Source organism: Dyadobacter sp. HNCC25DJ186 (assembly GCF_056895235.1).
Genome location: NZ_JBXHAS010000002.1, coordinates 169,801 through 184,595, shown reverse-complemented (window position 1 = coordinate 184,595; position 14,795 = coordinate 169,801). Strand labels below are relative to the sequence as shown.

The following is a 14,795-nucleotide window of genomic DNA, read 5'->3' as shown; positions in this document are numbered from 1 at the left end:
CGGGATACCAGCCCGGAATAACGTAAAAGCCTATTTAACCTGTCTAAGATTAAGTTTCACTTCTGACATAATTAGGTAGTCTGACCGGCGGCTATCTCAGTTAATGTTTGCTTTTTTTTACTATCAAAAATACGTTTTGCCAGAAATGCTGCTTCGTCTGTCACTTCTTTGGGATATCCATTCAATTCCAATATTCTAATGGCATTCGTATTATTTAAAGTTCCAGGTTTGATCTTATAGTCGAAAACAATAACGCCGTCCATAACAATTTCCGTAAAATGATATAAGGAAAATTTGTCCTTTAATAATTCAGCCAGTTCCAGATCATGGGTTGCTACAAAGACAATATGATCACCCTTATTCAGAAAATTCAAAACCGCTTTGCCTGAGGCTATCCGCTCAACGGTATTCGTTCCCTTAAACATTTCATCAAGCAGGAATAAGTTTGGCAAACCTGAGCAGCTTTCGTTAAGTAAATCTTTGATGGCTAAAACCTCCTCAAAATAATAACTCTTTTCGCTTAAAAGATCGTCAGCAATCCGGATCGCAGAGTGTATTTTCAACACCGGCAAGGTAAATTCTCTTGCAAAACAAGTATTGATCGTTTGCGCCGTAATGGCGTTAATCCCGATGGCGCGAATAAATGTTGTCTTTCCAGACATATTAGATCCGGTCAACAAAGCAGATCGCGCTTCAAGATCAATTGAATTTGGAACAGATTGATAAATCAGCGGATGATACACCTCAACTGCTTTCAGGTGTTTTTGTGCAGTTGTCAACGCTGGAAAACAAAAATAAGGAATGTCACCCCGTAAATAAATGATGGACATCGCCACATCAATCTCTCCGACAAATTCATAAACTTGCTGGATTTGCGTCCTTATTGAGTCCAGTTCTTTCAGGACATTATAAAGAACCAATGGCTCAATCAGAAATAGCGCTTTAATCAGTTCAACCAGATACTCCACGGCCAAACCAACCTCACTTTGGAGTTTTACCTCCATCTTAAAAAGTGACATCTGAATACCGAGACTGTCTATCGCCTTAATTGAACTGTCGATACCGGGGCTAACGTCTTTCATGACGTCGAGTTTTGTGATTATGCCCGCGACCTGGTTTAATCTTAGCAATTGAGGAATGGAACCGCTGTATTTATAAATATTAATTTTATTCCAATAGTGAATACCAAAGTTGACTGCAAGCAATAAAACCAGGAAAATGAGTGCTTTCGGGAAAACAAATGATACTAAAACCAGTGAGAGACTGACAAATGACAGAATTGGAATAATCCAAAACCAACCGGGTTTTTGGATGTGTTTTTCCAGAAAAAGAGATGAAATATAATAAGCATCGTTTTTGTTTAACGATGCTATTTCAACCATAAGCTGGTCGCGTACTTCCGGATTTTGTTTCAAAATCTGAATGATTTTCTCAAATTTTTCAACTCGTTCCGTTGTGCCCGGTATTGTTCGCAGCACGTGATATAAAAACTGTTGACCAACTTTTGAAACTGTACGATCCAAAAACATGAATACTTCGTCCAGATCGAGATCTTGAAAAGTCCGGTCCGGAATTATCTGATAGAAATCTTTTTTGTCACTCAGCAAAAAGAAACGCTCGATTTTACCAAAATCGAAATTGTCCGACTTTATCTTGCCAGCATTGACTTTCAACTGAGCCATTAATTTCTTCCTTCTCATGAATAATAGATTTTTTGATCTGTCCCCGTGAAGTAGGACTATGTATATTTTTGAACGCTATGGGCTCAGAACTAACTCAATTTCCTGGATCGCAAACCATTTCTTCCGTTAAATAATGCCGTGAAATGTTTTTTATACTAACCGTTTATCACTTAATCCTGAAAAAATAATTTTTTAATACCCGGATGGATTAACTAATGAGTAGTTCCTCAGTTACAGTACTTTCCGGTTCAGAGACTTTTTGTTTTTTCAACATTTTTTCAGATAATGGTCATAAAAAGCAGGAATGATCGTTTTATTGATCATTTATCCTCACATTTTAAGGCTGCTGGCTTGATATTTTAGCTAATTTTCCGGATTGATATTATTAACTCTGTGGTAGTCCGAATTGTATGAAAAGAATACTTGTAATTGATGACGATCGGGATATACTGGAACTTTTAAAAATTGTTTTTCGTGACACAGGCCATGATGTTATATTTTCTGAAACAGGATTAGGTACAAACGACATTTACCTATTACATCCGGACCTTATTTTGATGGATGTCAGAATTAAAGGCTCGTCAAAAACCGGGGCCGATATTTGTAAAGAATTAAAAAAAGATATAAAAACGCGGAATCTTCCTGTGGTCCTGTGCTCGGGAGAATATAATCTTCCGGAAATAGCGAAAGCGTGTGAAGCGGATCGTTACCTCGCAAAACCATATAATTTAAATAGCCTTTTGGCTCAGGTGAATAGATTTATTTCCTAATCAAGCTGAATATGGAGAAAGAAGATAGCATTAGTTTAAAAAAAAGTGACCTTGATGATTTTTTTATTCATCATCTCGATAAAATATACGCGGCTAAAACATTACTGATATCGGAGTTACCTGAACTCTACGATAATGTTTATTTTTCCGATCTCCGGGAAGGAATACTGGAAACGGTGGAAGATGTAAAAAAGCAGATTTCCAGAATGAATGAAATTTACGATTTATTGGAAACGTCCTATTCCGATGGTGATCCGAATGGCTTGAAGGGGCTGATCGAAGATTCTTTCCGGGATATTCAACGGCACAGTGAAAATCCTGAATTGAGGGATATGTCGATTCTGTTTTACCTTCATAATATCGAGTGCGTTGAAATGGCCTCTTTTCAAATTCTCGAAATGCTTGCCGTTAAAATAAAAATCAAGCAAATAAAACAGCTCATAAAGGAAAACTATGAAGACGCAAAAGCTAGCCGGACTTTGTTCCTATTGATTAATGCGAAATATATTTCCACCGTTTAACAAGAACTATTTTTTTCATTTTGCACTGTTCAGGGGATTTCATTCTACAACATGATAACTTGCATGATGGAGAATGTCGTTTATTGCGGATGGATATTATTGTCAGTTATGGCATCGGTTTTCTTGAAACGTAAACAATTGCAGGCATTTCCGGCGTACAGCAATAGAAGGTATTTGATTCCGGCTGATAGGTGCTCCCCGAAGATGCAACGTACAAGCGATTTTTTGAATCCAGATACAAATTGGTAAGGCTTTTCTTAAAAGGAAATCTAAGCAAACTTTCCTTGCGGGAATCTTTTTGCACGATCTCGGAAGGGTTTATGAAAGCACTTGTCGCGTCTATCGGTGTAGTATTTGATTTAATGGTATATGTAATTCCGGATTTGGAATTTACGGTACCAATCGGCAAAAGGTCATCGAGGTATTTTTTGAAATACTGAGGATAATACAACCAGGATTTCCCGTAATCAGGACTGAAATAAAGTGCATCCATAGCACCCAAAAGAGTACCGTTTGCCCCCCACGTCCGTAAGTGCAGTGCAAAAGTTGTGTCATTCCGAACTAAAAGCCCGGGTATCGGACCGTTAAAATTTTTAGATTCCTGCCAGGTTTTTCCCTGATCTGTTGTATAAAATGCTTTTGTCCAGGTGGTTACCAGCAACGTTTTATCCAGATCGCCTGCTATGGCATAAGCCTCCCTACCGGTTGGAATTTTTAATTCTATCCAATCAGGGTCTTCCTGTTCAGTTACTGATGGTGCAGGTTCCTGACTCTTTTCTTTGCAAGACCAAAACAAAATCAGGAAAGAGGCGACTAGTAATAAATTCTTCATGTGCTAATTGTTACTGTAAAAGTTACATATTCCAATAAATCAAATGTAACCAATTTTAAACTACGTATAATTCATCCGGTATTATCTAATTATTAATTTATAGAAACCCTGCTTACTAGTTTACCATTTAAAGTGAAGAAGGGAAACAGCCTGTCGTGGAAGCTGCATTTCGACCGTCGCGTTGCCGTCCTTTGGCGTAATCCATTCAGGCGAGGTAAGCAGTTCCAGTTGTCCGGCTTTTTCAAGCAAGCGGATCTGTTCCGCGGACGGCTGCTTGGGCGACCCCATACTTTTCCAGGCTTCATACGAATTGCTGTTTTCCTTGTCAATCCGGTAATGGTATAACATTACTTTTTGAGCAGGCAATCCTTTGACAGAAACTTGCACTGGTGCGTCAGGAGATGCAACGTTATCGTCGTGATAATTCCAAACCATCACAGCAGCCGCATTCGCACTTTTAGAAGCAAGGCCGTTGATATCAGCTTCGCCGCGCACACTCTCATCCCTAACCTTTTTAAAATCATAAGCAAGATTCTGCTTTACTTCCACCCGGTTTCCTTCCATCATACCAAACATCCTGAAAACATTCAGAACCGGTTTGTCAACACCATTCGTAGCCAGATCACGGAAACCGCGGTACCAGGCCTGATCCTCAAATTCGAAAGACCAGCTAACCGCACCCAGCAAATTCACTCCTCTTGCCTCAGATAACTCGTATTTTCTGGCAAAAGAAGCAGCCGTATAACTCGAATACATGGTTCCATTCCGGTAAGCATTCTGCGGGCTGACATCTTCGGAACAGGCTGCGCAGCCTTCCGGGTCAGATTCACCAATGATGATTGGCAATTTTTTCAAAGTCGGATATGAAGCAACAATTTCAAAACCTTTGTCCAGGTCACGAAGCTGTGTACCCATATTCATCTGTACATGTCCTTCCACAATTTTTGGAGCGCCTTTCGCGTGATAGGTTATAAAATCAATAGGTGAACCAGTCTTACCAGTTACATAATTTTTACCCTTGGTGACATGATCCAGAAATGTTTTCATAAATACCTCCGACTTATCCCAAGATGGCCCTGTCACCTCCGGTCCACCCATTTTTGCTGTTGGCAGCGCGCGTTTTACGGCATCGGCCGTGTAATCGTAAAGTTTGATATACTCCTCCGTTGTACCTTTCCAGTAACTGATATTAGGCTCATTCCACAACTCCCAATACCAGCTTTCCACTTCTTTCTGACCGTATTTTGCAACCGAGTGCTTAACCCATTGGTATACCAGCTCACCCCATTTTTCATAATCTTTCGGAGGATAGGCCCAGCCAAGATAAATATCATTATAATTATCACCCGGTTTCCAATGATGGCGGTATGGTTCAGGTTTGCTGGAAAGGGCCTGTGGCATAAACCCAATCTGGGCGATAGGTTTCATTCCTCTTTCCAGAAATGTATCAAATATTTTATCAACGATTGTCCAGTTATAAACCGGTTTCCCTTGGGCGTCCTCGGTATATGCATTGGTAGAACCCCACTTCAACGCCGCCTCACCGTCACCCGTTACCAGAAGACTATGCACACGCACATAAACCGGCACTTTGCTTAATTGCGAAATTTCGGTCAACAGCTTTTTGCCATCTTTCATATAGGTATAATTCGGCTCATCATAACCAAAAAATGCCCAGATTGGCTTCATCGGCGCCTTCACCGTACCCAAATTTACCTCAATATGAACAGGTTGCTGTTGTGTCTGGGCAAAACCGGTTGTAGATAACGTTGCACAGATTACAGCATGAATAAGCGAAATGCTCCTTTTTTTTAAATACATGGAATGAGATTTTGGCATATAACTGAATAGGGAATTCATCCTTTGTAAGACGAACCTGGGCGGGATATACTTGGATGGTTTGTTCAAAAAGAGTGCAAGTCGAGCCAAAAAATTTGTCTGAATAAAAAGTGATTGTTCATATTCGATAGAATTTATCTGAATAAAAGTTTATCTTTCAGTGCTTAAAATTGGCTCAACAATATGAACAAGAACGGAGATATTATTTTAATTGAAGACGATGAAGATGATCAATTCCTTCTGGAACAAGCGTTTGAATCGCTTGGCTACCCAAATAAAAGAAGGTACTTCCTAAGCGGTTTAGACGCGCTTGAATATCTGCACAGCACGAAAGATCTTCCATTTTTGATTTTGTCTGATATTAATATGCCAATATTGAATGGATTTGAGTTAAGGAATAAATTACATATCGATGCTGAACTTAGCTTAAAATGTATTCCTTACCTGTTCTTCTCTACTGCGATTAGCCAGCAAATCGTCATTGAAGCATACAGCACATCGGCACAAGGTTTTTTTGTAAAACAGAATTCTTACGAAGAACTTGTAGAAACCCTGAGAGTTATTATGGATTACTGGAAAAAATGCGCCGCGCCCAATAACTTTTAATTCTAACCTACGGAAACTGGAAATACCGGAGTTTTTTAAGTTTATCGCAAACCTACTTTGTCGAATCCAACATTCTACGATATCCAACAAAAGCGATAACGGCAATGATTCCCAAATAAGTAAAAAACGTCTGTCTTAGATCAGTCCACGAAAAATCTCTGTAATCCCTGCTTTTGAACTGTGGAATGGCGTCAGCATCTCCCAGGCTGAAAGTTCTGTAAGTATTCTCAAACGCCATTTTTGGATAGTAAAACCGCTGTGTTTCTTTTCGAAAATTATCCACATCCAAACTAAACTGGTTAAACTGATGCCAGTGCGTCCCCGTCAAAGCCGACAGTTCTTCCTGCATCATCAAAGCGGGACTCACCAGTTGCAAACGGCTTATAATATCCTGCTGTTTTTGGATTTGGGTATATAGTTTTGCCTCTGCAACGGCAGTAGCCGCATCTTTTATTTCCTGACTTTTATAAACGATAACACCGTAGCCATACACCATTTCAGGTGTAACGATAGACGCCTGCCTGATCATGGCCCGGGGACTGCTGAATACATCTTTGGTCAGTTGCTGCCCGTCCTTTTCGAAATACTTATTAATCGCATTTCGCTCTTCTGTCAGCATATCGATCCGGCTAGGGATGGGATAAGCTTTATTGAGTCCAACTTGTAATAGATTGGGTACGATGATCCCGGTAAAAAGCCAGATGAAAATAAGTACCATTGCGTTGACATTCGAGCTCATGGAAAAGCTGTTGACCAGAAATGATACGGCAAACCAAAAGGCAAAATATAGCGATACGAAGGCCATTAGCCATGCCCAGTTGCACGTTGCCAGAAAGCTGACACCAAGCTGGCTGACTAAAAAAGGTGTGACAATCAACCAAAAGAAAACTGTAAAAAGTATATACCGAATGACAATGCGCCATAAAATCATCCTCGCGATTGACTGATTACTCGTTTTTAACAAGACCCATGTCCCCTGCTCTTTCTCTGAGGACAGGACGTTGTAACTGAAAACGATAATCAAAAGCGGAAACAGATAGATGACGACAAAGGCAAAATCAAAATTGCCGATGAATTGCAAAAAGCTGTTTTCGACCTCTGATTCATAGGTCAGATATTGTTTTTTATTGATATATACTTTGTAATAAAACGGCTGCACATCACTTTGCCCGACATTTAATGCCTGCAAGGCAAACGGTTTTTTGACTGCATATTTGGGTCCTTCGTTTCGGGCAGTATTGTAGGCAAAAGTCGGATCATCCCAGATAAATCCGGGGTATACCATCTGGTTTGCTTCAATGCGTTTTATTCTGGTTTTTAAGCTGTCGGTCATTGCAGTTTCTGTCTGCGTGATTTTTCCGATCGTTTTCTGTTGTTTTCGCAACATGCTGCTGCCGATCCACAGGGAAGAAATCAGGATGAGAATGATCAGCGAAAAGAGCGAAACCAGAACCTTGTTTCGGGAAAGTATCTTGATCTCGTGATTGAATAATATATTGACAACGGACAATTTCATGAGGGTAACTTTAAAATCTGATAATCGGGGCGAATTTCCTTTGATGTTAAACAGTCATTTTTCGGCTGCTGAAAACCATCAGCACAATTGAGAAAAGCAACCATCCGGTCAGAATTAAAATAGACTGCGTGGCATTTCCCAGTCGCCAGCCGATACCAGGAGCCTGATAAGAAAATTGTGGAACGGTTTTCCAGAAATCATTTCCTGCAACGGTATTTTTCTGATAAAAATCATCCACGATTTCTCCGATTTTTCGCCTGTGATTTTCAGCCTTTCTGGTAAAATCATTGTGCGTGCTCATATCTGTGGCCGTTATCCGCATCGAAAAATCGCGGAAAGCCAGAAATGGAGACAACCATGCGCTGGCCAGCACAACATGATCCTGCAAACTTTCATTTTCATCCACAGCCTGATAGGCCTTGTCCATCACCAAACCGTCCGATTCCTCAAAAAATTCAATTGTGATTGGAATGAAAAAAACCGGTAGATCCTCGATTTTTTTGACGTTATACTTTGCCATTGTTTCTTGTAACAGCCTTTCACGTCGGATATCCTTATGCCCTTCATCTCCTACGCCGTACTGTTTTTCGTCAAAAGTCTTATTCTCAAATTCCAGGGAAGTGATTGAAGGATATATATTTTTTGAAATTTCCCCAACCAGCCGAGGCAGCAGGAAAACGCCGATCAGCCAAAATCCGGAAAGCAATATCAGCGATAAGGTAGAACTTTTAGTAAGCAATGAAACGCTGGTACCGATGGCCGTGATCATGATAGAAAATAAAGTGAGGCCAAGAATATAAAATCCGCAGGCAGGCAAAAGTCTGGCAAAACTGCCCTGGTCATTTTCTTTCCAAAGCAAAAACATAAATGCCAGTGTAATAAAAGCGATCATTGAAAGCACCAGCAGTAAACAGCCAAAAAATTTCCCGGCGAAAATCTGATAAGCGGTGGCCTTTGAACTTAATAAAAGTTTGATGGTGCCATTTTCCGATTCCTTAGAGAAGATATTATGCGTAATCAGAAAAATGAAAAGCGGTAAAATGAACTGTGCCAGATATCCAATGTTTAAAAACCCAAAACTCCCCAGTCCGGTCGCATCGCTGATTTCTTTGAATTTAACAACGCCCCTTTTATGCGGTTCCAGGTAAAACGAATTACCGGTATAATCTTCAATCCCGTTATCAACCATCGCCATATCGGCGGTAGGTTTGTAGGCATAAAAACCGAAATGAGCTCCTAAATGAGGGTTTTTATCACCCTGAGAAATGAACTGTTTGTAGGTCACCTCCTGTGACTCCCGGAGCAAACTACTGTGACTGACATAATTTGCATAACCGTTATAAAGTGCCAGAAACATCAGTGACAGTATCGCGCCAAGCATCCAGATAACCTTCGAAGTGCGGAAGAGCTCTTTTAATTCCTTTTCAATAAGTAAGCGTATCATCTAAACATTCTGTTTAACAATATCAATATACAAGCGCGTCAGGTCCGTATGGGAAACCTCCTTCGAAAGCAAATCATGTTTTAAAGATCCCTGATGCATAATGCCTATCCTGTTTCCAAGATTTTTTGCCATCAACAGATCGTGCGTTGCCATTAGCGTACTTACGCCCTGTTCACTCAGATGGGTAATAATCTGTGAAAATTCATTGCTGGCATGCGGATCAAGACCCGATGTTGGTTCGTCTAAAAACAAGGCTTTCGCTTTTTTAACAAGCGCAACAGCGATACCAACCTTTTGCCTCATGCCTTTAGAATAAGACGAAACGCGCTTATCAATCGCGGAACGCTGCAAGCCGGCGGTTTCCATAAACCGGATGAGTTCGGTTTTGGAATAATTATAGCCGGAAAGTCCACTGAAAAATTCCAGATTTTCCATGCCTGTAAGCGTACCGTAAAGATTAACCACCTCCGGAATGTAAGCAACCAGATCGCGCGTTGCGTGGTTGTTGACGGTAACCTCATTTCCGTCGATCAGTGCGCGGCCGCTGCTTGCAGGAATGAAACCCAGAAATATGTTAATAGTAGTTGATTTGCCCGCGCCGTTTGAACCCAGCAGACAGTAGATATCACCTTTTTTAATTTCAAGATTCAAATTATTCAGCGCTGTGTATGTTCCAAATTGTTTGGTTAAATTTTCAGCTTTAAGCATATTAAACAGGAGTTGTAAATATTTTTTGATCAGCTATCAAAACGAATAGCTAAAACTTAAACGGCCATTGATGGATGCCTGCGGAACCCAGTAATAAAGTCCGCTCCGGTACCAGGGCGTTGCAATAAGGTGTTTATTAAGTAAATTATTTACGATCAGATTGACTTTAAACTTTTTAATCTGGTAACCCATACCTCCGTCCAGTCGGAAAAAATCCGGAATTTCTTTGGGAGCAGCCGTTACATATCGCTCGCCACGGCCTGCCTGATACTGATAACCCAACGACACAGAGATTCCATCGAGGAAATCAGAAGGCAGCTCATAATTGATCCAGGTATTCTGGACATGTTTTACATACATGGGCGTACGCATACCAATGAGCGCAGTATTCACATCATGTTCCACTTTCGAGTCATTGTAAGCATAATTCACTACAATATTCAGCCCGTTGACAATTTCTCCTTTGATGTCAAGATCAATTCCTTTTGAACTTGTTTCTCCCACTTGAATACGATACAAAATGTTATCAGGATCAGTAGAAACAATGTTAGCTCTTTTAATTTTGTATAAAGCCAGCGTCGTATTCCACCGGCTGTCAAACCAGTTCTTTTTTATCCCGATCTCATGATTTACACCGGTCATCGGCTTGATAACATCGCCACTGACCGTCGCACCCGTCTGCGGAACAATCGTTCTGTCGTAAAGTAAATAAAACGATAGATTAGGCGTCAGGCTATAACTCAAACCGAGTCGAGGTGTAACGCTCTGATCCTCTGACTTTGTTACGACTTTTGACACGTTGTTATTTGTTTTAACAGCGGTAAATCTACCACCCAACGTCAGTCTCAGTTTGTTGCTAAAAAAAGCAAGTTCGTCAATGGCGTAAATAGAATAGTAGCTGATTTCCTGATTGGTATTCCCGTTATGTATTCCTCCGGGCGTGTGGTAGTCAGGAATTTGTGCACCAAGCTCGGGATTTGAAATGTCGATCGGATAATAAGTAAGCGTTGAAATTCCTGCATCATTGGTTTGGGTATCGTAGGAAACGTAACTATCTGCGATAAATTTTTTCTGATTTACATCGATACCAGCTAATATCTGGTGATCCATGCTGCCCGTTTTTACCCTTCCGTTCACAAACACCTGCTGGGAAAAAACAGTAGCGCGGTTCAGGTCATATTTGGGATTTCGCAGCAGGATATTGGGATTAGCAATGTTAACGCCGGTCACCCACATGTAAATTCCCTCCAACTGATTCCGCATAAAAGATCCACGCGCCGTTGCACTCCAATTTTTATTGAAACTGTGTGTAAAAGTCAAAAAACCGGTATGGTCAGATACCTTAAAAGGATCCAGGCTTTTTTCATTAATCGTGAAATCGTTGGGCAAACTCCCAAAACTGTTCGGCGCCATCACGATCGGGCTCATTAGCGCATAGCTGAATTTTTGTAACATGTATTCAACCGATACCGTTGTTTTATCACTGATCACATATTTGATCACCGGTGCGACGAGCAAGCGTTTATTAAAATCTGTGTTCACGAAAGAATTAGCGCGCATGGCCATCACATTCAGCCGGTATTGGAGCTTCCCTTTTTTATCCAGCAAACCGTCCAGATCAGCAGAAGCTCTGAAAAAATCCCAACTGCCAAGCATCGCGTTGATTGAATAATGTCGCCCACCGGTTGGTTGTTTGGTCATGACATTAAAAGTTCCGGCAGGATCGCCGATGTTATTCATAAATCCGGATGGGCCTTTGATAAACTCAACGCGGTCAATAATCGCGGCATCTTCAGGAACCGGGCCTCTATAAATTGGTGTCAGGTCGATGCCGTTCCGAAGCGTGGAAACCATCCCGCCGCGCATAAACATATACGGCCCCAGATTGTTTGAAACTTCCTGTCGGATCACCCCGCTCACATTCCGTGTCACGCCGTCGGTCATATTGAAAACCGCCTGGTCATACAACACTTCACTGCCGATTTCCTGAATATTTTGAGAAAGGTTGATCAGCGGACTCTGTAATCTGAGCGCGCTGGAAACTGTATTGAGATTATACTCTTTATAATATTTGGAAGAAATTTTCACTTCATCCAGATCCTGTCCGGCAGATTCCGACAGGGAAATTTCAACGAACGGACCAGAGTCTGAAATGTATAAAACCTGTGTTGCATAACCTAGATGACTTACTTTCAGTGCATCTATTTTCTGATCCGATTGTATCTCAAAAAGTCCGTTGGAATCAGTTATGCTTCCGGTAGATTCATTGATACTTACGCTGACTCCCGGTAAAGGCTGGCCGCTCGTCGTATCCCTGACTTTTCCCTTAATAACAAATTGACCATACACCTCAGAGAAAGATAAAACAGCAAGTAAAAAAAGGAAAAGTTTAATTTTCATTTATACACAAATAAATTATTTACAACTTTGATATTGAGTATGTTCAGATTTGTCATAATACATTGCCAAAAACGCGAACACAGGAGAGAAAATAAGGCAGGAAACAAATAATCAATAAACCAAAATGTACGTTCAGTACATATTTGAATGAAGAAATACCAAAACCTGACTAACTCCTGCGCGGAAGTATCATCATAAAAAGGTATCTGACTTATAACATTTTAAATGTTACTTACAGTTGCGCGACAGTCCGTGAATCACACACGGTTCCCCTTATTAGCAAAATCTTAATGAACAACAACGACACAAGAAACTTCTTACCGGACAAAAATAGGCTATTTATTCGAAATAATTAACTTAAATGCGATAACGAATGTTGGAGAGTTTTCTTGAACGAGTAACCGCTTAGAAAATTCCGTACCAATCACTTAAATAGGATTAAAAGAAGAATACATTTCCTGGTTTTTAGTCTTTTTAAGTTTTTTACAAATGAATTTTCCAGAACTTCTAATGGGGAATTTACTTTTTGACCAGAAAAAATCCTTTATCATATCCGGCTTTTACACCATCGATTTCAATATCCTGCTCGCCGGGAACATAGGACTCAAATTCAACCTTTACTTCGTAATCCGTAAAATGTTCAAGCAATTTTTTTTCGTTGAAAAACCAGGCCGGATACTCAGCCTTATAAATATCGGGCGGAACGATTTGAAGTGTCAACCGGTCCGGCTGGTCGTTTTTGATGAAAGATGTCCGATCGAAAAGAATGTATTTAAAATCGTAAGTTTTAATTTCATTAAGGAAATCATGCGGTTTTTCCAGATATTGAACAACACTGGAAAGCAATAAAATATCAGCCTTTGTGTCAGCCATACTTTCAGCGATATCAAAGTGAAATTTCAATACGTCGTCCTGAAACAGCTCTTGCCCGCACTTTACGTATTCCTTTTGCTCAACAACACTCCAGTGAATTTGCACCGAAGGAGGAATAATATCTCTTACCTGATAATAGGTACTTCCCAGCGAACCTCCGAAATCAATAATATTTAACTCCCCTCCACATTCGATAGCAGCGAACAGCAATGTTGAAATAATGGAGTACGGATAGAGTTTCTTGTCAAACAGCACGGAGTCACGCTCATATACCGCCTGACCATTCTTAATTTTCAGCAGTGAATCTTTTGTAATTTCCAGAATATTATCAGACTCATACCCGCCCGAACGCGCGACAAGCTCTTCCCAGCTCTTATAATTTCCGAACCAGCCATATCTATTTTTTTCCTTCTTTTTCAGCTTGAACAATGACATATCACCAAATTAAAGTGCAGCGCAAGTTAGGATTTTATTTATGTAGTAATATACTCATGCGGTTACAAAAATACCCGTCTAAAATTAAATTTTTGATTTGGTAAAATTTAAATAACTCCATAAATATTATTCAGTAATATTTGTGTTTACGTTATAACCCGCGTCTCTATTTTTTGATTACATGCAGAATTTTTGCACACTTTTCAATTCGTTATATCTTTCACGAGGTCTGGCGATGTATTATTCGTTATTAAAACAAACCTCTGATTTTCAACTATATATATTTGCTTTCGACGAGCAAAGCCGTGAAATATTAACGCGCCTGAATCTTTCCAATGTTATCGTCATTTCTTTGGAAGAATTTGAAACGCAGGAATTGCTTTCTGTAAAAGAAGGTCGCACACAGGGTGAATATTGCTGGACATGTACGTCGTCTACGGTCTGGCACTGTATCCACAAGTATGAGCTAGACCATTGTACTTATCTTGACGCAGATTTATTGTTTTTCTCTGATCCAAAAGTTTTAACCGATGAGATGGGAGATAATGCTGTTCTGATTACGAGCCACCGGTATAGTCAGGAATATGATCAGTCTGAATTAAGTGGCATTTACTGTGTCCAGTTCGTCACTTTTAAAAATACCGAAGCTGGCCTAAAAGTACTCGACTGGTGGAGACAAGCCTGTCTGGATTGGTGTTTCAACCGGTTCGAAGACGGAAAATTTGGTGATCAAAAGTATCTGGATGACTGGACTACACGCTTCGAAGGTGTTCACGTTTTGCAGCATATCGGAGGAGGTGTCGCTCCCTGGAATTCAAAGGATTATGACTATGAAAGCGTTGCTGGCAGGACTTGGATTTCAAACGCACAATCACCAAAGGTTCCTCTTGTTTTTTATCATTTTCACGATTTCAGATACTGCGAGAATTATAGTTTCAGGCTTACCGCAGAGCAGTATTTTTTAAAGGAAGGAGTAATTAACTCAGCGTATGTGCCGTATGCAAGAGCACTTGAAGCGGCAGAGCAGCAGATAAAACAGATAGATAATCGTGCGGTTCTTCACGAAAATCCATTGCCTTTAAAATGGATAAAAATCAGTCTGACGCGACGAACCAGATTCCTGCTGACCGGTTCTTATAAAAACTACTTTAAACGAAGCAAATTATAAC

At 40.3% G+C, this 14,795-nt stretch carries 12 protein-coding genes and 1 riboswitch; of the genes, 4 read left to right on the top strand and 8 right to left on the bottom strand.

Features of this window, described 5'->3' with window-relative positions; genetic code table 11:
* Positions 1-71: 71 nt before the first annotated feature.
* The gene (locus tag AC1XUO_RS05675; protein WP_483328800.1) at positions 72-1,700 is read right to left on the bottom strand and encodes a MutS-related protein; all 1,629 of its coding nucleotides are present in this window, start codon (positions 1,698-1,700) and stop codon (positions 72-74) included.
* 392 nt (positions 1,701-2,092) lie between these two features.
* On the opposite strand from AC1XUO_RS05675, the gene AC1XUO_RS05670 reads away from it, so the two are divergent.
* Positions 2,093-2,452, top strand: a complete 360-nt coding sequence (locus tag AC1XUO_RS05670; RefSeq protein WP_483328799.1) for a response regulator — start codon at positions 2,093-2,095, stop codon at positions 2,450-2,452.
* A gap of 11 nt (positions 2,453-2,463) precedes the next feature.
* A complete protein-coding gene (locus AC1XUO_RS05665; protein ID WP_483328798.1) occupies positions 2,464-2,973 on the top strand; it encodes a DUF892 family protein in 510 nt (169 codons plus the stop codon).
* 106 nt (positions 2,974-3,079) lie between these two features.
* Here the strand turns inward: AC1XUO_RS05665 and AC1XUO_RS05660 are convergent, their stop codons facing one another.
* Positions 3,080-3,805, bottom strand: a complete 726-nt coding sequence (locus AC1XUO_RS05660; protein WP_483328797.1) for a beta propeller repeat protein — start codon at positions 3,803-3,805, stop codon at positions 3,080-3,082.
* 120 nt (positions 3,806-3,925) lie between these two features.
* Positions 3,926-5,626 (bottom strand): GH39 family glycosyl hydrolase, encoded by a 1,701-nt coding sequence (locus AC1XUO_RS05655; RefSeq protein ID WP_483328796.1) that lies wholly within the window; start codon positions 5,624-5,626, stop codon positions 3,926-3,928.
* 201 nt (positions 5,627-5,827) lie between these two features.
* On the opposite strand from AC1XUO_RS05655, the gene AC1XUO_RS05650 reads away from it, so the two are divergent.
* On the top strand, positions 5,828-6,250 hold the full coding sequence (locus AC1XUO_RS05650; protein WP_483328795.1) for a response regulator: 423 nt from the start codon (positions 5,828-5,830) through the stop codon (positions 6,248-6,250).
* Positions 6,251-6,302: 52 nt separating this feature from the next.
* On the opposite strand, the gene AC1XUO_RS05645 is transcribed toward AC1XUO_RS05650, so the two are convergent.
* The 5 genes from AC1XUO_RS05645 to AC1XUO_RS05625 all read right to left on the bottom strand — a co-directional run bounded on the left by AC1XUO_RS05645 (position 6,303) and on the right by AC1XUO_RS05625 (position 13,626).
* Positions 6,303-7,766, bottom strand: a complete 1,464-nt coding sequence (locus tag AC1XUO_RS05645) for a DUF3526 domain-containing protein (RefSeq protein ID WP_483328794.1) — start codon at positions 7,764-7,766, stop codon at positions 6,303-6,305.
* Positions 7,767-7,812: 46 nt separating this feature from the next.
* Positions 7,813-9,210 (bottom strand): ABC transporter permease subunit, encoded by a 1,398-nt coding sequence (locus AC1XUO_RS05640; protein ID WP_483328793.1) that lies wholly within the window; start codon positions 9,208-9,210, stop codon positions 7,813-7,815.
* Positions 9,211-9,918, bottom strand: a complete 708-nt coding sequence (locus AC1XUO_RS05635; RefSeq protein WP_483328792.1) for an ABC transporter ATP-binding protein — start codon at positions 9,916-9,918, stop codon at positions 9,211-9,213.
* 36 nt (positions 9,919-9,954) lie between these two features.
* On the bottom strand, positions 9,955-12,318 hold the full coding sequence (locus AC1XUO_RS05630) for a TonB-dependent receptor domain-containing protein (RefSeq protein ID WP_483328791.1): 2,364 nt from the start codon (positions 12,316-12,318) through the stop codon (positions 9,955-9,957).
* Positions 12,319-12,498: 180 nt separating this feature from the next.
* A riboswitch (cobalamin riboswitch) is annotated at positions 12,499-12,632 on the bottom strand.
* A 205-nt stretch (positions 12,633-12,837) separates the two neighbouring features.
* Entirely contained in the window at positions 12,838-13,626 is a 789-nt protein-coding gene (locus tag AC1XUO_RS05625) for a methyltransferase, TIGR04325 family (RefSeq protein ID WP_483328790.1), read from the bottom strand.
* Positions 13,627-13,807: 181 nt separating this feature from the next.
* Between AC1XUO_RS05625 and AC1XUO_RS05620 the strand changes: the two genes are divergently transcribed.
* Complete coding sequence (locus AC1XUO_RS05620) at positions 13,808-14,794, top strand: glycosyl transferase (protein WP_483328789.1); 987 nt, start codon at positions 13,808-13,810, stop codon at positions 14,792-14,794.
* Position 14,795: the final 1 nt, after the last annotated feature.

What these genes read in the sequence shown, in the direction of transcription:
- AC1XUO_RS05665 (WP_483328798.1), top strand. Translation starts at nt 2,464, where the DNA reads ATGGAGAAAGAAGATAGCATTAGTTTAAAAAAAAGTGACCTTGATGAT.
- AC1XUO_RS05620 (WP_483328789.1), top strand. Translation starts at nt 13,808, where the DNA reads ATGCAGAATTTTTGCACACTTTTCAATTCGTTATATCTTTCACGAGGT.
- AC1XUO_RS05670 (WP_483328799.1), top strand. Translation starts at nt 2,093, where the DNA reads ATGAAAAGAATACTTGTAATTGATGACGATCGGGATATACTGGAACTT.
- AC1XUO_RS05630 (WP_483328791.1), bottom strand. Translation starts at nt 12,318, where the DNA reads ATGAAAATTAAACTTTTCCTTTTTTTACTTGCTGTTTTATCTTTCTCT.
- AC1XUO_RS05635 (WP_483328792.1), bottom strand. Translation starts at nt 9,918, where the DNA reads ATGCTTAAAGCTGAAAATTTAACCAAACAATTTGGAACATACACAGCG.
- AC1XUO_RS05675 (WP_483328800.1), bottom strand. Translation starts at nt 1,700, where the DNA reads ATGAGAAGGAAGAAATTAATGGCTCAGTTGAAAGTCAATGCTGGCAAG.
- AC1XUO_RS05625 (WP_483328790.1), bottom strand. Translation starts at nt 13,626, where the DNA reads ATGTCATTGTTCAAGCTGAAAAAGAAGGAAAAAAATAGATATGGCTGG.
- AC1XUO_RS05645 (WP_483328794.1), bottom strand. Translation starts at nt 7,766, where the DNA reads ATGAAATTGTCCGTTGTCAATATATTATTCAATCACGAGATCAAGATA.
- AC1XUO_RS05640 (WP_483328793.1), bottom strand. Translation starts at nt 9,210, where the DNA reads ATGATACGCTTACTTATTGAAAAGGAATTAAAAGAGCTCTTCCGCACT.
- AC1XUO_RS05660 (WP_483328797.1), bottom strand. Translation starts at nt 3,805, where the DNA reads ATGAAGAATTTATTACTAGTCGCCTCTTTCCTGATTTTGTTTTGGTCT.
- AC1XUO_RS05655 (WP_483328796.1), bottom strand. Translation starts at nt 5,626, where the DNA reads ATGTATTTAAAAAAAAGGAGCATTTCGCTTATTCATGCTGTAATCTGT.
- AC1XUO_RS05650 (WP_483328795.1), top strand. Translation starts at nt 5,828, where the DNA reads ATGAACAAGAACGGAGATATTATTTTAATTGAAGACGATGAAGATGAT.